This window comes from Pseudomonas floridensis (genome assembly GCF_002087235.1).
GTDB classification, from domain to species: domain Bacteria; phylum Pseudomonadota; class Gammaproteobacteria; order Pseudomonadales; family Pseudomonadaceae; genus Aquipseudomonas; species Aquipseudomonas floridensis.
Map to the genome: position 1 here is coordinate 119,206 of NZ_MUIO01000019.1, position 18,855 is coordinate 138,060.

Here is an 18,855-nt window from a genome sequence, read left to right on the forward strand (position 1 = left end):
AGATGTGACTTTTTGTTGCCCACTTCGTCGGGTTGAATATTCGTTTTAGATGTAATCAAAGCTGCCGTAATGACATTGCCTCACATCGAGTCAGGTTCATGCGGCGGAAAGGCACATTTGACGTGCCACGCAGGCGTACTCCAAGAAAGGCGCCTGTTTAAAATCTGGTCGGGTAATGCGTTGCCCACCGCTGACGGCTCAGGCCCTGGAATACACATGTCGGATCGCTACGAACTTTTCCTCACTTGCCCCAAAGGCCTTGAAGGGTTGCTTGCTGAGGAGGCCACTGCACTCGGTCTTCAGGAGACCCGCGAACACACTTCGGCCATTCGTGGCTCGGCCGACATGGAGACGGCTTATCGGTTGTGCCTCTGGTCCCGGCTGGCCAACCGGGTGCTTCTGGTGCTCAAACGCTTTCCGATGAAAAACGCCGAGGACCTGTACCACGGCGTTCTCGATGTTGAATGGCACGACCATCTTGAACCGGACGGCACCATCGCGGTTGAATTCAGCGGCCATGGCTCGGGGATCGACAACACTCACTTCGGTGCGCTGAAGGTCAAGGATGCGATTGTCGACAAACTGCGCACCCCCGACGGCGAGCGTCCTTCGGTCGACAAGATCAACCCGGACTTGCGCGTGCACCTGCGTCTGGACCGCGGCGAAGCCATTCTGTCGCTGGACCTTTCCGGCCACAGCCTGCACCAGCGCGGCTATCGTCTGCAGCAGGGCGCGGCACCTCTGAAGGAAAACCTTGCCGCGGCCATCCTGGTGCGTGCCGGCTGGCCGCGTATTGCTGCCGAAGGTGGCGCGCTGGCGGACCCGATGTGCGGCGTGGGGACCTTTCTGGTCGAAGCGGGTCTGATCGCCGCTGATATCGCACCGAACATCAAGCGCGAGCGTTGGGGGTTTTCCGCCTGGCTCGGTCACGTGCCGGCCTTGTGGCGCAAGCTGCATGACGAAGCGCTGGCGCGTGCCGAGGCGGGCCTTGCCAGGCCGCCGCTGTGGATTCGTGGCTACGAAGCCGACCCGCGTCTGATTCAGCCTGCCCGTAACAACATCGAGCGTGCCGGTCTGAGTGACTGGATCAAGGTGTATCAAGGCGAAGTCGCAACATTCGAGCCGCGTCCGGACCAGAACCAGAAAGGCCTGGTCATCTGTAACCCGCCGTACGGTGAGCGTCTGGGCGATGAAGCCAGCCTGCTGTATCTCTACCAGAACCTCGGCGAGCGGCTGCGTCAGTCGTGCCTGAACTGGGAGGCTGCGGTGTTCACTGGCGCGCCCGACCTGGGCAAGCGCATGGGCATTCGCAGCCACAAACAGTATTCGTTCTGGAACGGCGCGTTGCCGTGCAAGCTGCTGCTGATAAAGGTATTGCCGGATCAATTCGTCACGGGCGAGCGCCGCACACCGGAGCAACGTCAGATCGAGCGCGAAACGCCGGTCGAAGCCGATGTCGAAGTGGAAAAGAAATTCAACAAGAACGGCAATCCGATCAAGCCCGCCCCTGTGGTGGTCGAGCAGGCGCGCCTCAGTGAAGGCGGGCAGATGTTCGCCAACCGGCTGCAGAAGAATCTAAAATTGCTGGGCAAGTGGGTGCGCCGTGAAGGTATCGACTGCTACCGCGTCTACGACGCCGACATGCCTGAGTATTCGATGGCCATCGACCTGTACCACGACTGGGTCCATGTGCAGGAATACGCAGCGCCCAAGTCCATCGACCCGGAAAAAGCTTCGGCCCGTTTGTTCGACGCGCTGGCGGCCATTCCTCAGGCACTGAACATCGACAAGAGCCGTGTGGTGATCAAGCGCCGCGAGCGGCAGAGCGGCACCCGTCAGTACGAGCGTCAGAGCACTCAGGGTCAGTTCCTGGAAGTGAACGAAGGTGGCATCAAGCTGCTGGTCAATCTGACCGATTACCTGGACACCGGCCTGTTCCTCGACCACCGGCCGATGCGCATGCGCATTCAGCGTGAAGCGGCGGGCAAGCGCTTCCTCAACCTGTTCGCCTACACCGCGACCGCCAGCGTGCACGCTGCCAAGGGCGGCGCGCGCAGCACGACCAGCGTCGATCTGTCGCGCACCTACCTGGATTGGGCACGTCGTAACCTGTCGCTCAACGGCTTCTCGGACAAGAACCGTCTGGAGCAGAGCGACGTGATGGCCTGGCTGCAGGCGTGCCGCGACGAGTACGACCTGATCTTTATCGATCCGCCGACCTTTTCCAACTCCAAGCGCATGGAAGGGGTGTTCGACGTGCAGCGTGATCAGGTTGAGCTGATCGACCTGGCCATGGCGCGTCTGGCTCCGGGCGGTGTGCTGTACTTCTCCAACAACTTCCGCAAGTTCGTGCTCGATGAAAACCTTGGTCAGCGTTACGCCGTCGAGGAAATCACGTCGCAGACCATCGATCAGGATTTCGCTCGCAACGGCAAGATCCATCGCGCCTGGAAAATCACCGCCAAGGCTTGAATCCGGCGCGTGATGCGAATGAACGAATCTGTGCCTCAAGGTACAGATTCGTTCAATATCGACTAGGCAAATTACTGGCGAATAGCTATAACAGAATGCACAGCCAGCGTGCCGCGATACCATGTTGGCGTCATGAGTTGTGTTTTCTATGACGGCTAAACGGTTCAGGCTCAGAGTGCTGGGCTTCATCAGTGAGCAGGTTTCAGCGTGGCTGGTTGCGGTTCTGACCTTTCTGGTCGGTGCCGCATTGACGGCCATGTTGGCACTGGCTGACCACGATGCCTATCAGCATCAATTGCGCCAGCGCTTCGACATTCTGGCCAGCGAACGTTTCAGCCGTATTCAGGAGCGCCTGGACCGTCAGGTCAGCAGGCTGGATACCGTCCGTCGTTTCTTTCTCTATTCCGATGGCATCACCCGGACCGAATACGACGGTTTCGTCGGTCCGTTGCTGATCGGCACCCAAGCCTATGGCTGGAACCCCAGGGTCACTCACGCCGAGCGGGCTGCGTTCGAAGCGGCGGTGCGCGAGGAGGGGCTGGCCAACTTTGCGATTCGCGAACTGGACGAGAATGGCACGCTCCAGATCGCACAGGCGCGCGCTGAGTACTTTCCGGTGCTTTACCTTGATTCGATCAGTACACGGCCGGTGCCGCTGGGCTTCGATATCTATTCCGAAACCATCCGGCGCCAGACCCTGGATCGAGCGCGGCTGCTCAACCGAATCACAGCGACACCGCGCATTCAGTTGCTGGGGCTGGACCCGGCCAATACCCGAGGTGTCTTGTTGATCGCGCCAGTGTTCTCCAGCACCAACGCGCCGGACCAGTCGCCGGAATTGCGAGGCGTGCTGACTGCGATCATCGGCCTTTCGCAACTGATGAGCGTCGGTGCGGCGGAGCGCGACACCCTGGCGGTCACCCTCACGGACCTCAATGCGCAACCCGAGCCCGAGCAGGTTTATCGGTCTCCCGCCGCGGCGGCTTCCGACGAGTTGTACCAGAGCACGCTGTTCAGCCTCGGTGATCGGGATTACCTGTTCGAAGTACGCCCCACCGAGGTTTTTCAGGCGAATAATCAATCGACTTCCAGCAATGTTCTGTGGTTTGGCGGACTGCTCAGCCTGCTACTCAGCGCATTGCTGTACAGCCTGATCAGTCAGCGTCAGCGAGCCTTGTTGCGGGTGGCGCAGCGCACCCGTGAGCTGCGGGTGCGTGAGCAGCAACTGAGCGTTGCCAATGGTCAGTTGCGCAACATCCTTAACGCCGCGACCGAGGTGGCAATCATCGCCACCGACCCGGATGGCTTGATCAATACCTTCAACGTGGGCGCGCAACGCATGCTCGGATATTCGGACGAAGAGGTGCTGGGCCGCTTCAGGCTCAGCGATTTTCAGCCGTCCGGGGCGGGTTCGGCAGCGGCTGATGGCATCAGCGAAGCCCGGATCCTGCAGGACATGCTGGTCGCCGCCAGCCATGACGGCAGCCATGCTGCGCGTGAATTGACCTTTCAGCGACGCGACCGCAGCACGTTGATTGTCAACCTGCTGATCACCGCCATGCATGACGATCAGGGGCAGTGGAACGGTTGCCTCGCAGTGTGCACAGACATGACCGAGTATCGGCGAGTGCATGACGCGCTGGAGGCGAAGGGGCAGTTATTGAAAAAACTGGGCTCGCAGGTGCCTGGCGGCATTTACCAGTACCAACTGGACACCGATGGCCGATCACGCTTTCGCTACGTCAGTGTCGGCATGTGCGAATTGTTTGAGCTTGATGAAGCGCAGTTGCTTATTGATGCGGAGGTCCTGCTGCAGCGCATCCATCCCATGGACCTGGCCCGAATCAGGAACTCGATCATTCCCAGTGCTCAACAGCTGACGCCGTGGGCCGAAGAATACCGTGTGGAATTGCCGCGCAAGGGCTTGCGCTGGCTGCGCGCCGCCTCTACCCCCGAGCAACTGGCGGACGGCGCGGTGCTGTGGCACGGCTTCGTATCGGACATCTCCGACCTCAAGCGGGTCGAGCAGGAACTGCGTGCGCTGTCAGTCACCGACGTGCTGACCGGTGCCTACAACCGTCGGTATTTTCAGGACCGCTTGCAGTCCGAGCTCAAGCGCATCGATCGGCATGGAGGCCACCTGTCCATCATCATGCTCGACATCGACCACTTCAAACGCGTCAACGACCGGTTCGGACATGGCGTTGGCGATCAAGTGCTGAAGGCGATCTCGCAATGCATCACCCATCGGCTGCGTTCAGATGATGTGTTCTGCCGTCTCGGCGGCGAGGAGTTCATGGTGCTGTGCCCCGGCACTCAAGGTCATCAGGCCTACCAGTTGGCGCTGAGCCTGCGTGAGGAACTGAACCGTCAGGAGATCGAAGGCGTGGGCCGGGTCACTGCCAGTTTCGGCATTGCCAGCTGGCGGGAAGGCGAGGGTGTCGATGCGATGTTGCTGCGCGCCGATTCCGGGGTCTACGCGGCCAAGCAGGCCGGTCGGGATCGGGTGGAGCCGGAGCAGGCCTGATCGGTTCAGATCCTGTCCGGCGTCCACTCAAAGGGTCAGGGCTGCTGGATGGACACTGTGGTGTTACTCAGCTTGGGCTGGCGATAAAGATCGACCAGCACTTCATCAAGTACCGACGAGGCACCGAACGGACGCGGATCATTGAGGATCGCGACGACCGCCCAGGTGTTGCCATTGCTGTCACGGCTGAAACCGGCGATGGCGCGCACGGTATTCAGGGTGCCGGTCTTGATGTGCGCTTCACCCAGCAGCGGTGTGCGCTTGAGGCGTTTGCGCATGGTGCCGTCCAGCCCGGCCAACGGCATTGAGCTCATGAACTCGGCGGCGTACGGGCTGCGCCAGGCGGCTTGCAGGATGACAGCCATTTCACGCGCACTCACGCGCTCTGCACGGGACAGGCCCGAACCGTTTTCCATCACCAGATGCGGCGCGGTAATGCCTTTTTTTGCCAGCCAGCCGCGAATCACCCGTTGCGCGGCCTTGGCGTCGTCGCCGTCGGCGTCGTTGCGGAACTCTTCGCCAAGGCTCAGGAACAACTGCTGCGCCATGGTGTTGTTGCTGTACTTGTTGATGTCACGAATGACTTCGACCAGATCCGGAGAGAATGCCTTGGCCAGCAGCTTGGCGCTGGAAGGCACGACATCGACCCGGTTCTTGCCTTGAATGGTGCCGCCCAGTTCTTGCCAGATAGCGCGCACCGCGCCAGCAGCGTAGGTCGGATGATCGAGCAGCGACAGGTAGGTCTGCGAGTTGCAGCCATTGCCCAACTGGCCGGTAACCGTGACATTGACGCTGCCGTCAGGCTGAGTCACCGGGTTGTAGCGAACGTCTCCCGTGCACTGTCTGGAAGCGACGGCCTTGACCTGGTTGTCGATGCGGATCGTGGCGATGGGCGGCTCGACCGAGACCAGAATGCGGCCATCGTCATTGCGGGTGACGAAGCGCAACGCCTTGAGGTTGACCATCAACGAGTCGGGCTTGACCAGGAACGGCTTGTTATCGTCGTTGCCGTCGTCATTGAAGGCTGGCAACTGCGGCTGCACGAAGTGACTGCGGTCCAGCACCAGATCACCCGTCACCTGCTGCACGCCGTTGGCGCGCAGATCACGCATCAGCAGCCAGAGCTTTTCCATGTTCAGTTTGGGATCGCCACCGCCCTTGAGATACAGGTTGCCACGCAGCACGCCGTTACTCAGGGTGCCGTCGGTAAAGAATTCGGTCTTCCACTGGTGGGTCGGGCCCAGAATTTCCAGCGCGGCGTAGGTGGTGATCAACTTCATGGTCGAGGCCGGATTGACCGACACATCGGCATTGAACACGGTTGGAGTGCCCGGACCGTTGAGGGGCAACATGACCAGCGAGAGCGCGTCATCGCCCAGCTTGCTGGCCCTGAGTGCCTGTTGAACCTTGGGAGAGAGTGTTGAATTGATGACGGCCGCGTTGACAGGGAGCGCCAGTGGCAGGAGCAATGAAGCAATCAGAAGAGGGCGTAACGACTTGATCATGAATAATCCCTACTGCAAAAGGGGAAACAAAAGAGGGCATGGATGAATTCCCTCGGTAATTCCAGATAACTGACAATGACTATAGTGAACAGGTGAAGAATAGAGAGTGAACAGGCTGCGTTTTCGTCATGCCGAAGGCTAACGCCCGCAACCGGCGGCATTATGCCCCAAGCAAGGGCTGCCTGTGATGGGGCAGTCGTCATGAAACCGCTATTTTTTTATTGGCGCGACCCGTATGTCAGTCAATGCGTCGAACAATGCCCTGAACCTTCAATTGTCGGGCTTTTACGTGACCGAACTGGTAAAGTGCCGCCCGATATTTACTGATGAGGATTGTCCCATGGCCACTAACCGTTCCCGCCGTCTGCGCAAAAAACTCTGCGTCGATGAATTTCAGGAGCTGGGTTTTGAGCTGAACCTGGACTTCAAGCAAGAGCTGGATGACCAGGCAATCGATGCTTTCCTCGACGCTTTTTTGAAAGAAGCAATGGAAGCCAACGGTCTTGGCTATGTTGGCGGCGATGACTTCGGTCTGGTTTGCCTGAGCAAGCGTGGCTCGGTCAGCGAAGAGCAACGCGCTGCCGTTGAAGCCTGGCTCAAAGGCCGCAGCGAATTGACAGAAGTGACTGTCAGCCCGCTGCTCGACGTCTGGTACCCGGAAAAAGAAATCAACCCGGTCGCCTGATGTATCAGGAAGCAGGTCCTGGCCTGCTTCCTTGTTTCTCCCCTCGTTATGCCCTCGTATTTTCTGATTCACTTCGCTATTCGTTCACGACATCGCGTGTGCTGCGCCTTTTCAGCCGTTGGCCTTTTTGGCCGCCCCGGTTTTTTCCTGCTGTGCGCTCAATGCGCGTTCGAGTTCGAGCAGGGCGCTGTCGACCACCGCGTGGCAGGCGTGAACCTGGTTGTCGTCGTTCTCCGGTTCGCAGGCCTGTTCAAGCTCATGACAGGCTTCGACGACGCGTGAAGCGCTGATGATGCGGGCCGCCCCCTTGATGCGGTGCGCCATGTCGCGAATGTCTTCGCGCCGCCCTTCGAGCATGTGTCGGGCCAGTATCTGGCGATCTTCCCGGTTACTGCGCAGCAACTCGGTCAACAGGCGCTTTACCATTTCTGGACGATCACCGGTCAGGCTGCTGACGCTGCCGGGACTGAATGCAGGCGTCGAGCGTTCCAGCGGCGACAGCAGAATCAGTTTTTCGTTGAGCAGCGCCAGGCTGATGGGTTTGAACAGGCAGTCATCCATGCCTGCCTCCCGGCAACGCTGCATCTCTTCCGGCTGGGCATTGGCGGTAAACCCCCAGATCGTGCAGGGCTGACACTGTGCGGCGCGCTCATGCTCGCGGATCGCGCGGCTCATGTCATAGCCGTTCATGACGGGCATGTTGCAGTCGGCGACTACAAGGTCGAAATCACTCGTCAGCCAGCGCTCCAGCGCGAGCGCACCGTTTTCAGCGACTTCGCAGTGATGCCCCAGAAACCCGAGTTGCTCGCACAGCAGCAGCCTGTTGGCCGGATGATCATCGGCAATCAGGATATGCAGCACATGATGAGGTGCCGGTTCGGCTGCCTGCCTGACGGGCTCGATGGCCAGTGGGTCGAGCGAGGTGAGCACCAGTTGCATGTTGATCTGGGTGCCTTGTCCCGGCTCGCTTTCGAGTGTCAGGGTGCCGCCCATCATCTCGCACAGGCTGCGGCAGATGACCAGACCCAACCCCGCGCCGGTGCGGGCCATCTGACCGTTGCTGTCGACCTGCGCGAAGGGTTCGAACAGCCTTTGCTGATCCGGCGCGCTGATACCGATGCCGCTGTCCTGCACGGTCAGGTTCACTTGCAAGCGTTGTGAATCGGCCAGGTCTCCGGCCTGCAGGCTGATCCTGACCTGACCCTGTGGCGTGAACTTGATGGCGTTGCTGACCAGATTGGAAAGAATCTGCTTGAAGCGCAGCGGATCGACCAGCACATCGGTATTGATGCGGCTGTCCAGTTCAAGCGCCAGTACCAGATTCTTCTGGCGAGCCAGCCCGTCGAACACGCGCACTACCGATTCCACCAGTTGACGCAGATTGGCACGCTCGGGATTGAGGGTCAGGCGTCCGGATTCGATTCGTGCGATGTCGAGGATATCGCCGATCAGGTCGAGCAGTTCCTTGGCCGAACCATACGCCACCTCAATGGCCGATCGGTCGAGCTCGCCCTGATCGGCGCGTTTGAGCGCCAGTTCGAGCATGCCGATCACAGCATTCATAGGGGTCCTGATTTCATGGCTCATGGTGGCCAGAAAGGTACTTTTGGCGCGATTGGCTGCGTCGGCCTGCTCTTTGGCGGTCTGCAGGTCTTCGATGAGTTGTCGGCGTTCACTGATGTCGATCCAGCCGCCAATGATGCCTTGCACTTCGCCAAGCGAGTCACGGAAGGGCAGGATCCAGTGGTAGATGGTCAGTTGTCGGCCGCCGATGTTCAGGGTGCGATCCTGGATAAGAGCGGTGTTGGTCGCCATCACGCGCTGATAATCCGCCGCGTATTCACGCGCTTCGAATTCGTTGCCCAGCACGCCTTCGGTGGTGCTCTTGTCCATGATGTCGTCGCGTTTCGCCGAAAACGAAGTCAGGTAGCTATCGTTGCACAGGCGCAGCAGTCCCTCGCGGTCGCGGACGTAGATCGGGTGGGGGGTGCCGTCGACCAGTGCCCTCATGAACTCGAACTGGTCACCCAGTGCCCGCTCGGCGGCCAGGCGTTGCTTGATCTGGCGGCGCATGTAGGCGTTCCAGATCAGCAGGCCGATCAGCAGCAGACCGGCACCGGTCAGAATCTGGTAGATCAGCCGCTGGTAGTCGTGCCAGTTGGCACTGGCCGGTGCGTAGGATCGCCATCGGTTGTTGATCACCGCCAGTTCCTGAGGCGCGATGCTGGCCAGTGCCTTGTCTAGAATCGAGCTCAGCTCCGTGGCATTGCGCGAGGTGGCCATGGAAATCAGTGCCGGGTCTTTGCCGGTGGTGGCGGTGATCTGCAGGCGCTCACCGAAGATGCCGGAGGACAGAAAGTAATTCGCGCTGAGCAGCGATGTTGCCGCCGCCTCGGTTCTGCCGATGGCCAGCATGTCCAAGGCCTGGAACGGGTTGTCGACTTCGACGCTCACGATGTCGGGGTGCTCGCGGTGCAGCCAGCTCAACAGCGCGCTGCCCTGAGTCACCGCGATGCGCTTCTTGCCGAGGTTTTCCAGGTGAGAGGGTGAACCGGCTTCCTTGCGTGTCACCAGCACGAACGAGTTGTCGATGTAGGGGCGACTGAAGCTCAGGCGGTCCTCCCGCTCGTCGCTGGCATCCAGGGCACCGATCATGTCCGCCTGGCCCTGGCTGACCTGGTTGATCATGTCGCTCAGGCTGGCAGCGCGCCTGACCTCGAAGTTGATGCCGGTGCGCAGGCGCACCAGCTCGAGCAGCTCGGCCGTAATGCCGCGAAAGGTGCCGTTGGCGTCAAAGAAGGTCAGCGGGGCATAGGACTCGTTGACCAGCACGCGCACGGTCGGGTGCTGGGCGATCCAGCGCTCCTCGCGCTGGGTCAGTTGCAGCTTCTGGTCGGTGAGCAGCAGGTCGCTGCCGGCGCTCCAGCGCTTGGAAATGTCGATACGCTCATCGACCGGAATCGCTTTGAGGGTCTGGTTGATGATGTCCAGCAATTGCCGGTTGCTCTGACTGACGGCAAAGCTGAAACCGTTGGCTTCATGCTTGCCGAAGTTGGCCATTTGCACATTGTTCAGGTAGCCCCTGTTGATGATGTACTGCGTGGAAATGGTGTCGCCGAGAAATACGTCGGCCTGATTGAACGCCACGGCGTTGATCGCGTTTTGAAAGGACGGGTAGGTGTCGATGATCGCGTCGGGATAGGTCGCCTTGACGTCCTTGAGCGGCAGGTAGTGATAGACCATGCTCAGGCGCATGCCCTTGAGGCCTTCGGTCAGTGGCCGGGTTTCGCCGATACGCGTGACCAGTACCGGTTGGTCCACCGAATAAGGGTGTGTCAGCGTGATGTAACGCTCCTTGGCTTCGTACCCGTTGGCGGTTCCCAGCAGGTCGATCCCACCGGCAACCAGCGCTTCGATCGCGGCGTCACGGGTTTCGAAACGCTGGATCCTGACGGGCAGGTCCAGCGTTCGGGAAATGATGCCGGCGTAGTCGGCGGTGATGCCTTCGTAGTCGTTGCCGGAAATAGTGACATCGAAGGGTGGGTAGTCGGGTGCGGAAGTGCCGAGGATCAACTCGCGCTTACTGCGTACCCACTGCCATTGTTCGCGGTCCAGCTTCACATCCATGTGAGCCGGGCTCGAGCGGCCCAGGAGCGTATAGTGGTCGGCGGCCTCCAGGCGGGCCGTCAGACCCCAGCCCAGGCACAGGCTTGTGGCCAGTATCAGAAATTGCTTGAAGCGCTTGGACATCCGGTCTCTCACACTAGCGCGTTGCGTTTTGCCATCTCGATAAGTTCTACCAAGGTCTTGGTTTGCAGTTTTTGCATCAGCCGGGTTTTGTAAGTGCTGACCGTCTTGTTGCTGAGGAACATACCCTTGGCTATTTCCTTGTTGGAACGGCCTTGGGCAAACAGTTGCAATACCATCAGTTCGCGATCATTGACCAACTTGAACAACTCGATCTCGCTCGGCTGCCCATCTTCGCGAACGGCAGGTGTCAGTGCCTGGCTGGGGAAGTAATTGTAGCCGGATAATACCGCTTTCACCGAACTGAGCAATTCACTGAGGTCTTCCTGTTTGCACACGTAACCGGCTGCGCCGGATTGCATGCAGCGAATGGCGAACAGTTTCGGGGTCTGCGAAGTGAGGACCAGGATCTTGGACGGCAGGCCCATGGTGTTGAAGCGGGCCAGTACCTCCAGCCCGTCTAGCTTGGGAATGCTGATGTCCAGGATGATCAGGTCGGGCATGCACTCGCGGACCATCTGCATGGCATCCACGCCATTATCGGTTTCACCGACGACCTCGTAGTTTTCGTTCTCCAGCAGCATTCTCACGGCCAGTCGAACAACGGGGTGGTCGTCGATGATAAAAACTGAGTTCATATTTCAATCCATACAAGCAGCGAAGAAAGCGCGCACCTTAGCTCAGATGTTCGGGCAGGCCCATGAAGAGACGTGGTCGGCAGGTATATATAGGAAAGTTCCTACAGTAATTAGAGTATCGGAGTACGTAAGGGCCTACTTTTAATGCTCGATGTTTAAAAAGGTTGCGCGATTTATTCTGAAGGTTAGTTGGGGTTTTGAAGCGTATTTATTACGTTTGGGAATTGACTGTCACGTTTATGGCTCTGTTCCTACAACATAGGGTGTGTAATGTGTAAAGCCAGCCTTACGATTCCATGGCTGGCGACGCTTGGAGTGGCGGATCAGCGTGGAGCAGGTGCGTCGCTCAGCAGGCGAACAAGGTCAGGGCCGTTCAACGGTTTGCTCAGGCAGCCCAGCAACGGCAGCCCTCGCTGACCGGCAAGCTGCTGGAGCTCCATCAGGTGTGTGGCGGGAAGCCCGCTGAGAACGATGGCCTGACGGACCCGCCCGCTCTGCCAGGCTTTGTCGATCAGGTCCAGGCCTTCCAGATCAGGCAGCCTCTGATCGCACAAAATGAGGTCGTAGGGCGCAGGACTGCGTTCCAGGGCCGCCAGTGCCTCGACTGCGGTCAGGACGGGGGTCAGAAGAAAGTACCCCAGGTTATTGAGCAGTATCTGGGTGGCGATCAACTGAAAGGGATGATCCTCCACCAACAGGATTCGCAGGTTGTGCTTGGGCATGAGGTTTCCGGCTGAGGCGAGGCTGGCAGGGGTCGAGCCGGGTCGACAGGTATCGTGCGGCCCCGGAAGGGACGGCAGGCAGCTGGATGGCTTACCGGTTCGGCCATGAAGTGCCGGGATTATTGGGGCGTGTTGAAAACGCTGCGATAAGACGCTTCCTACAAAGATGTAGGACGGTTCTGAAGTTGTGGTGCGGCGAGCGTTGACCGAGCACACGAGCCGGGGCCTCGACGGGCCCGGCTCGCGCGGTGCGGTTCATATCTGGCCGGAACGTCCGGTCATCTCTCTGGCCATCTCCGTGGCGTAGCTGTCGGTCATCCCGGCGATAAAGTCGATCATGCGCAGAAACGAGGCATGCAGCGGTGCCGTGGGGGCCGGCGCACTGTTGCCCAGCAGGTCGAGAATGCGTCGGTGTTTGAACGACGGTGTTCGTCCGCCGAACTGTTCCACCGCCGCACCGCAGAACGCATTGAGCAGAATTTCCAGGGTGGTGTAGGCGCCAATCTCGTGCAGTGTCTTGCGCTTGTCCTGGAAGATTTTCTTGCGGGCCATGTCCTTGGCGCTCAGCACGCAGTGTTTCGCCGGGCCATGCATATGCTCCACCAGGTCGCCCGTCAGCGTGCCGGCCAGCAAGGCATCCTGCTGTTCGACGAAAGCGCGGGCAGCGGCATTGGTCAGGTGTTCGATGGCCTTGCCCCGCAGGATCGCCAGCTTGCGTCGCCGCGAGTCGTCAGGCCCCAGCTGACGGTAGGTTTCCGGCAGATCATCGCCCACCAGTCCCAGCAACAGCGACTCCACCTCGGCGTAGTCCAGCAAGTCCATCTCAAGCCCGTCTTCGAGGTCGATCAGGGCGTAGCAGATGTCATCGGCGGCTTCCATCAGGTAAACCAGCGGATGCCGCGCCCAGCGCTGTTCCTCGAGCTGGGGCAGGCCCAGTTTGGCGGCGATCTGCTCCAGAATCGGCAGCTCGCTCTGGTAACAGCCGAATTTGTGCTTTTTGTAACCCAGCGAGTCGGCATGTCGCGCGGTCCACGGGTACTTCAGGTAGGTGCCCAGGGTGGCGTAGGTCAGGCGGGTGCCGCCGTCGAACTGGTGATACTCGAGCTGGGTCAGGACCCGGAAGCCTTGGGCATTACCTTCGAAGTTGAGGAAGTCGTTGCGCTCGGTTTCGCTCATCGCGTCGAGCCAGCCGCGCCCGGCCGCCTGGCTGAACCAGTTGCGGATGGCGTCTTCACCGGAATGACCGAATGGCGGATTGCCGATGTCGTGTGCCAGGCAGGCGGATTGAATCACCATGCCCAGATCGCTCGGGTCGCACCAGTCCGGCAGGGCGTCGCGCAAGGTCTCGCCAACGCGCATGCCCAGCGAACGGCCCACACAGCTGACTTCCAGCGAGTGGGTCAGGCGGGTATGGATGTGATCGTTGCTGGAAACCGGATGGACCTGAGTCTTGCGTCCGAGGCGGCGAAAGGCGCCGGAGAAGATGATGCGGTCATGGTCCTTGTGGAACGGGCTGCGGCCCAGTTCTTCGGGGCTGTGCAGGGTCTTGCCGAGTCGTTCGCGATTAAGCAGGGTTTGCCAATCCAAGGCGGTCACTCCGTCAGTCGTATTGGCCTAGCTTCCCGGTTCAGGGCGCTCGCCGCAAGGTCTTCACAGCCCGGCGGCATCGATATCGATCAGGAGCAGGCGATTGCCATTGTCAAAGAACTGACCGGCTGTCAGGCAATACTGGTTAGTGGTGGCGTCGCGGTAGGTGTTCGACAGGGTCAGCCGTCGTTCGTGCCAGCCCTCGGCGAGCAGGTGATAGAAATAGGGGCGCCACGACCAGTTGTGGCCCAGGTAACGGGCATCGGCGTGCCAGCCGCCGTCTTTCCATTCCAGATTGGGGGTCAACTGAGTGCCATGGCGGTCGCACTGGTAGAAACGCAGCAGGCGAGGGTAGTCGTGCAAATGCGGCAGTTCGCTGATCGGCGCCTCTGTGCGCGCCCAGCGCTGCAGGCTGTCCATCAGCGTGGCCAGGCTCTGGCGCAGGTTCATCAGGCGCGCCCGTTCAGCGACCTTGCGCAGCACATACCCGTCACGCAGTTCGGCGAACCTGGTCACGAAGGCGTCGGCGGCAAAGAACTCCAGCTCGCCTCGGGCAAACAGGTAACCCTGAACGTAACGGGCACCGCATTCCAGCGCGAAGTGCAACTCGGCTTCGGTCTCTACGCCCTCGGCGATGATCCAGCATCCGGTTTTTTCCGCCATCAAGGCCAGAGCCTTGACCACGTCGCTGCTCGGACCGCCCTTGGCCGCAGCCTGGAACAGACGCATGTCGAGTTTGAGGATGTCCGGCTGCAACGCCAGCACCCTGTCCAGTTGCGAATAACCTGCTCCAAAGTCATCGATGGCGATGCGCGCACCCGCCTGGCGATAGCGATCGACAACCTCGCTGAGGCGTTGAATGTCGCCACCCAGCTCGGTGATTTCAAACACCACCCGTTGCGCAGGAACGCCGTGCTGCGCCAGTTGGGCCAGGCTGGGCAGCGCCTGGCCAGGGCGCAGTCGGCTGATCCAGCGCGGCGAAATGTTGAGACTCAGAAACCAGTCTTGCGGTGCCTCGTGCAGGCGGCTGAGTGCGTGATCGCGGATCAGTCGGTCGAGGCGGCGCAATTCGGCAGCGGGTGTGTGCGGGTCGTTGAACAGCGGGCCTACAGACTGCAACCGGCCTTGGCTGTCGCGTAACCGGCCGAGGGCCTCCATACCCGCAATGCGGCCTGTGGCGGTATCGATGAAGGGCTGAAAGCAGGCAAGAGGTTGCCCTGAGGTCACGTGATCCTCCTTAGTGAAGGATGAAAAAAGTAGAGTACAGACGCACTTTGCCCGCAGTGGATGTCCACTGCGGGCAAAGTGCTATCGTGCAGGCATTAGCAAGAATGCAGCCAACCAGTTGAATCAGGGTCTGCGAGTGCGGCTCTGAAGCGCGACCCTGATCAGCGGCGTCAGCGTGATGCCCAGCTTGAGAAGCTTGCCGAGCATGCTGGTACGTCCGGTCTTGGCCCGCTTGCCGCTGAGAAAGCCCAGCAGCGCGACCGACCCGACTCCCCACAACGGCGCATGACGAATGCCGAGTGCGCTTTTCCAGTCATGCCGCAGGCCCCTGAAGCGTTGCAGAGGTTGCAACAGCGTGGTGGACTCGTGACGTATTTCCTGGCGATGCATTTCCATGCGCAGACGAATCAGCGCCTTGCGCAGTTCGCGGCGGGTATTGCCCTGATGTGACTTGGGTTCGCTCATGGCAGCAGTCGCTCACGGTCATTGGCCAGTTCTTCAAGCGTCGCGTGGAAAGGCGAGGACTCATCGAAAACCGCCGCTTTCAAGCGCAGACCACAGAACACCGCAGCCAGGAAGTAAAAGACACACAGGCCGACGATGCCGGCCAGTCGGTAACTGTCCCACAGCACGATCAGCAGCAGCGCCGAAAGACCGGTAAGCAGCAGCAGGCCAAAGACCAGCGCCAGGCCCGCGAACAGCAGAAGCGTGACCGTGCGCGCTTTCTGTTCCTGCAATTCGATGCCGAACAGCTCGACATGGCTGTGCAGCAAACCCAGAAAAGCGGCACCCAGGCGCCGCGGTGAAGAGCCTTGGTCCGCGTGGGGCGGACCTGATTCCGTTCCCAAAGTCATGGTATCAACGCCTTGTGGCCAGCAGGCCGATCAGAAAGCCGGCACCGGCGGCGAGGCCGACCGACTGCCAGGGATTGTTCTGTACGTATTCTTCAGTCGCAATGATCGCAGCCTCGCCGCGTTCGCGCAGAGACTCCTCGGTCTGCTTGAGCGTCTCTTTGGCGCGCAACAGGCTTTCCTGAATCTGGGCACGCAATTCATCTGCCTGATCGCCCGCGAGGGTCGCGGTGTGCGCCAGCAGTTTCTCGGTGTCGGCGACCAGGACCTGGAAGTCTGCCATCAAGATTTCCTGAGCATTCTGTGCGGTTTGGCGAGGCATGGTTTTCTCCGTTTGGTGGCGTATGGATGTTTCGAGTACAGGGAATTGGCGAAGGTTCATTCCGATTGCGATGACCTGATGTCAGCGTATCGCCGCCGCTTTCGCTTCGCATTGGTGCGTGTGCCAGAGCGCTCGCGCCATTGAGGCGCGCGAGGTTTTGCGCTGTGCCGGTCACCTTACTCCATAACCGGCACCTGCGACCGCAACGCCCGGCGATTGAGCGTGCGGTTTCATAATCGCTTCGCTTGGCTATGCTCAGTCGCATGGAATGACTAATCTGCCGACCCCGCACCTGCGAACCGTTCGGGATCGGCGCTTCTGGAGTGCCGCGCAGGGCAGGACAACAATTGATCGGTCATTCGGCCCGGAGTGGTTCCGGGAGGTGATTCTGGCAGTACCGACGCAGCGTCGGTCAGTGATGGAGATGGGCATGGAGCGGCTGTATTCGCTGCAAGGATTGAGGGGCCTGGCCGTTCTGGGTGTGGTGCTGTTTCACATGATGCCGATCGAGGCGAGGTTCTCGGGTGGCGACACGCTGCTGCCGCCGTCGCTGGATTTCTTCCAGTTGGGCGTCGATCTGTTTTTTGTCATCAGCGGCTTCGTGATGGTGATCGTCAGTCGTGGCCGCTTCCAGAGCACGGTCGAGGCCCAGCGTTTTCTGTTCAACCGGCTGTCACGGATCTATCCAACCTACTGGCTGTATTTTTTCATCACGCTGGCGGTGTATCTGGTGCAGCCCGGCCTGGTCAACAGTGGCCACGGGTCATCGAACCTGTTGATGTCATTCCTGCTGCTGCCCAACGACAAGGTGCTGTTGGTGATGGTCGCGTGGTCGCTGTTGTTCGAACTGTGGTTCTACCTGGTGTTCTCCGGATTCCTGCTGTTTCGCGAGCGCAGCCTGCCGGTATTGCTGGTCGTATGGGCAGCGGTCATCGTCATGTTCAATGCGCTGCAAGACTGGCAGGCATATTCCTCGGCGTTGAAAATCATTCTGCATCCCTATTCGCTGGAATTTATCGTCGGCGCGGCGCTGGCCCTGTTCTTCTACGGCAAGCACAGCGCACGGGTGCCGACGCCGGTTGTCTGGGGGTTATTGGCCGCCGCGCTGCTGGTGGGGATTCCGTTGATTGCAGTCAATCGGCTCTACGACAGCCAGGGGCTGCTGCGCATGGTGATGGTGGGCACCACGTTCGGCCTGCTGGTGCTGACCCTCGCCTTGCTGGAGCGGCGCAGGCGGATTTCCATACCGGCGCCACTGGTTGCTGTCGGGGATATGTCCTACACGATCTACCTGTCGCACTTGCTGGTGCTGGGCGTGATCGGGCGTGTCTGGAGCCTGGTCGGGAATTGGCCCGAGAGTTATCTGGATAACTTGCTGTTTGCCGTTCTGATGCTGTCGGCCACGGTGTGCTACGGCTGGGTCGGCTATCGCTGTTTCGAGAAGCCGGTGCTGGACCGCGCCAATGCGTTTGGTAAACGGCGCTTTAGAACTGACGCTGCCAAGGCCAGTGCATAGAAAGTTTTGCCTGGCGCCGGGCGGCGTGCTTCGGTAGAGATACGTCTTTGTCACGACGGCTGATCGAGGACGCCTTGCCCATGAGTCCACACCTGTTCACACCTTACGGCGGCATCACCGTGATGCTGCCTGCCGCGCTGGTAATCGGTGCATGGTTGTGGATGGCGCGCTCGAGACGCTCGGCCTTATTGTGGGCCGCAACGATCTTCGTGGCCTATTCGGCGGTGGTGATCAGCAAAGTTCTGTTCAAGGGCTGGGGTGTGGCCATCGAAAGCCTGGGCATTTATGTGCTCAGTGGACATGCGATGAACACCTGTCTGATTCTGACCGTCGGGCTGAGCCTGCTGGCGCGTCAGCGAAGTCGGCCTCTGCGCTGGCCCGGTGCGCTGCTGGGGCTGTCGCTGGGCTGGCTCTACAGCGTGTTCTGCGTTGCGCCGCTGATTCATCCGCTGGCCGAGGCAGTGGCCGGTGCGTTGCTCGGTTCCTTAGCCGCTTGCGTGTTTTTGCTGTATCTGGAAAACCAGACCGCCAGACGAATTCCATCCTCAGCCGTACTCGCAGGTCTGCTGTTCATCGCGATCAGCAGTACCACCACCCAGTACAACGCCGAGCGGCTGTTGGACCGTATATCGGTGAAAATGTCCGGTTCCGAGCGGGCCTTCAAACAACCGGACTGGCGGGTGCCGGTGCAAGCGCTTTGACTACACGGCACCTTGCACCGGTCGGCTGCCTCGACGCAGCCGCGGGTCGGGCCTAGAATGGATTTCAGTTCGTTGTGCGCTCACCGCGAGGATGTTTCGATGCTTCCTGAATGCCAACTCTTCGGCACCCTGGGCTGTCATCTGTGCGATATCGCCGAAGCGGTATTGCTGCCTTTCGTGGACGAGTGCGGGCTACTGGTTGAGCGGCGTGACATCTGCGAGGATGAGTGGTCGTTCGAACGTTACGAACTGCGGGTGCCGGTGCTGCGGCGCGTGGACACCGGTGAAGAGCTGGACTGGCCTTTTGATGCGCCTCAGGTGGCGTCCTTTCTGAGCAAGTGAGCGTTTTTCTTTT

Annotated in this window: 15 protein-coding genes; 6 read left to right on the forward strand and 9 right to left on the reverse strand. The window is 60.1% G+C overall.

The window, feature by feature from the left end:
• Nucleotides 1-216: 216 nt before the first annotated feature.
• Nucleotides 217-2,472 (forward strand): bifunctional 23S rRNA (guanine(2069)-N(7))-methyltransferase RlmK/23S rRNA (guanine(2445)-N(2))-methyltransferase RlmL, encoded by a 2,256-nt coding sequence (gene rlmKL / locus BZK31_RS06825; RefSeq protein WP_083182023.1) that lies wholly within the window; start codon nucleotides 217-219, stop codon nucleotides 2,470-2,472.
• 148 nt (nucleotides 2,473-2,620) lie between these two features.
• Entirely contained in the window at nucleotides 2,621-4,999 is a 2,379-nt protein-coding gene (locus BZK31_RS06830) for a sensor domain-containing diguanylate cyclase (protein ID WP_083182024.1), read from the forward strand.
• Between the two features lie 35 nt (nucleotides 5,000-5,034).
• Here BZK31_RS06830 and dacB read toward each other — a convergent pair whose 3' ends face one another.
• On the reverse strand, nucleotides 5,035-6,504 hold the full coding sequence (dacB, locus tag BZK31_RS06835) for a D-alanyl-D-alanine carboxypeptidase/D-alanyl-D-alanine endopeptidase (protein WP_083182025.1): 1,470 nt from the start codon (nucleotides 6,502-6,504) through the stop codon (nucleotides 5,035-5,037).
• Nucleotides 6,505-6,844: 340 nt separating this feature from the next.
• Between dacB and BZK31_RS06840 the strand changes: the two genes are divergently transcribed.
• A complete protein-coding gene (locus BZK31_RS06840) occupies nucleotides 6,845-7,189 on the forward strand; it encodes a YggL family protein (RefSeq protein WP_083182057.1) in 345 nt (114 codons plus the stop codon).
• Between the two features lie 111 nt (nucleotides 7,190-7,300).
• On the opposite strand, the gene BZK31_RS06845 is transcribed toward BZK31_RS06840, so the two are convergent.
• The 8 genes from BZK31_RS06845 to BZK31_RS06880 form a co-directional block, all read right to left on the reverse strand.
• Nucleotides 7,301-10,939, reverse strand: a complete 3,639-nt coding sequence (locus tag BZK31_RS06845; protein ID WP_083182026.1) for a transporter substrate-binding domain-containing protein — start codon at nucleotides 10,937-10,939, stop codon at nucleotides 7,301-7,303.
• Between the two features lie 8 nt (nucleotides 10,940-10,947).
• Entirely contained in the window at nucleotides 10,948-11,574 is a 627-nt protein-coding gene (locus tag BZK31_RS06850; RefSeq protein ID WP_083182027.1) for a response regulator transcription factor, read from the reverse strand.
• A gap of 323 nt (nucleotides 11,575-11,897) precedes the next feature.
• Nucleotides 11,898-12,296: a response regulator gene (locus BZK31_RS06855; RefSeq protein WP_083182028.1), complete on the reverse strand. Its 399-nt coding sequence runs from the start codon at nucleotides 12,294-12,296 to the stop codon at nucleotides 11,898-11,900.
• A gap of 255 nt (nucleotides 12,297-12,551) precedes the next feature.
• Entirely contained in the window at nucleotides 12,552-13,883 is a 1,332-nt protein-coding gene (locus BZK31_RS06860; protein ID WP_083182029.1) for a deoxyguanosinetriphosphate triphosphohydrolase, read from the reverse strand.
• 63 nt (nucleotides 13,884-13,946) lie between these two features.
• Nucleotides 13,947-15,110 carry an EAL domain-containing protein gene (locus BZK31_RS06865; protein ID WP_083182030.1) on the reverse strand — a complete coding sequence of 388 codons (1,164 nt, stop codon included), beginning with the start codon at nucleotides 15,108-15,110 and terminating at the stop codon, nucleotides 13,947-13,949.
• Between the two features lie 123 nt (nucleotides 15,111-15,233).
• A complete protein-coding gene (locus BZK31_RS06870) occupies nucleotides 15,234-15,575 on the reverse strand; it encodes a hypothetical protein (protein ID WP_083182031.1) in 342 nt (113 codons plus the stop codon).
• Nucleotides 15,572-15,964, reverse strand: coding sequence for a phage holin family protein (locus BZK31_RS06875; RefSeq protein ID WP_083182032.1), 393 nt, complete (start codon nucleotides 15,962-15,964; stop codon nucleotides 15,572-15,574). Before BZK31_RS06875 ends, BZK31_RS06870 begins: the two co-directional genes overlap by 4 nt.
• A 4-nt stretch (nucleotides 15,965-15,968) precedes the next feature.
• Entirely contained in the window at nucleotides 15,969-16,283 is a 315-nt protein-coding gene (locus BZK31_RS06880; protein ID WP_083182033.1) for an ElaB/YgaM/YqjD family protein, read from the reverse strand.
• Between the two features lie 430 nt (nucleotides 16,284-16,713).
• On the opposite strand from BZK31_RS06880, the gene BZK31_RS06885 reads away from it, so the two are divergent.
• The 3 genes from BZK31_RS06885 to BZK31_RS06895 all read left to right on the forward strand — a co-directional run bounded on the left by BZK31_RS06885 (nucleotide 16,714) and on the right by BZK31_RS06895 (nucleotide 18,842).
• Nucleotides 16,714-17,799, forward strand: coding sequence for an acyltransferase family protein (locus BZK31_RS06885; RefSeq protein WP_083182034.1), 1,086 nt, complete (start codon nucleotides 16,714-16,716; stop codon nucleotides 17,797-17,799).
• Between the two features lie 80 nt (nucleotides 17,800-17,879).
• Nucleotides 17,880-18,500 carry a hypothetical protein gene (locus BZK31_RS06890; RefSeq protein WP_083182035.1) on the forward strand — a complete coding sequence of 207 codons (621 nt, stop codon included), beginning with the start codon at nucleotides 17,880-17,882 and terminating at the stop codon, nucleotides 18,498-18,500.
• 99 nt (nucleotides 18,501-18,599) lie between these two features.
• Nucleotides 18,600-18,842, forward strand: coding sequence for a glutaredoxin family protein (locus tag BZK31_RS06895; protein ID WP_083182036.1), 243 nt, complete (start codon nucleotides 18,600-18,602; stop codon nucleotides 18,840-18,842).
• Nucleotides 18,843-18,855: the final 13 nt, after the last annotated feature.

What these genes read in the sequence shown, in the direction of transcription:
- BZK31_RS06830 (WP_083182024.1), top strand. Translation starts at nt 2,621, where the DNA reads ATGACGGCTAAACGGTTCAGGCTCAGAGTGCTGGGCTTCATCAGTGAG.
- BZK31_RS06880 (WP_083182033.1), bottom strand. Translation starts at nt 16,283, where the DNA reads ATGCCTCGCCAAACCGCACAGAATGCTCAGGAAATCTTGATGGCAGAC.
- BZK31_RS06890 (WP_083182035.1), top strand. Translation starts at nt 17,880, where the DNA reads ATGAGTCCACACCTGTTCACACCTTACGGCGGCATCACCGTGATGCTG.
- BZK31_RS06895 (WP_083182036.1), top strand. Translation starts at nt 18,600, where the DNA reads ATGCTTCCTGAATGCCAACTCTTCGGCACCCTGGGCTGTCATCTGTGC.
- BZK31_RS06885 (WP_083182034.1), top strand. Translation starts at nt 16,714, where the DNA reads ATGGAGCGGCTGTATTCGCTGCAAGGATTGAGGGGCCTGGCCGTTCTG.
- BZK31_RS06870 (WP_083182031.1), bottom strand. Translation starts at nt 15,575, where the DNA reads ATGAGCGAACCCAAGTCACATCAGGGCAATACCCGCCGCGAACTGCGC.
- BZK31_RS06850 (WP_083182027.1), bottom strand. Translation starts at nt 11,574, where the DNA reads ATGAACTCAGTTTTTATCATCGACGACCACCCCGTTGTTCGACTGGCC.
- BZK31_RS06855 (WP_083182028.1), bottom strand. Translation starts at nt 12,296, where the DNA reads ATGCCCAAGCACAACCTGCGAATCCTGTTGGTGGAGGATCATCCCTTT.
- BZK31_RS06840 (WP_083182057.1), top strand. Translation starts at nt 6,845, where the DNA reads ATGGCCACTAACCGTTCCCGCCGTCTGCGCAAAAAACTCTGCGTCGAT.
- BZK31_RS06845 (WP_083182026.1), bottom strand. Translation starts at nt 10,939, where the DNA reads ATGTCCAAGCGCTTCAAGCAATTTCTGATACTGGCCACAAGCCTGTGC.
- dacB (WP_083182025.1), bottom strand. Translation starts at nt 6,504, where the DNA reads ATGATCAAGTCGTTACGCCCTCTTCTGATTGCTTCATTGCTCCTGCCA.
- BZK31_RS06875 (WP_083182032.1), bottom strand. Translation starts at nt 15,964, where the DNA reads ATGACTTTGGGAACGGAATCAGGTCCGCCCCACGCGGACCAAGGCTCT.
- rlmKL (WP_083182023.1), top strand. Translation starts at nt 217, where the DNA reads ATGTCGGATCGCTACGAACTTTTCCTCACTTGCCCCAAAGGCCTTGAA.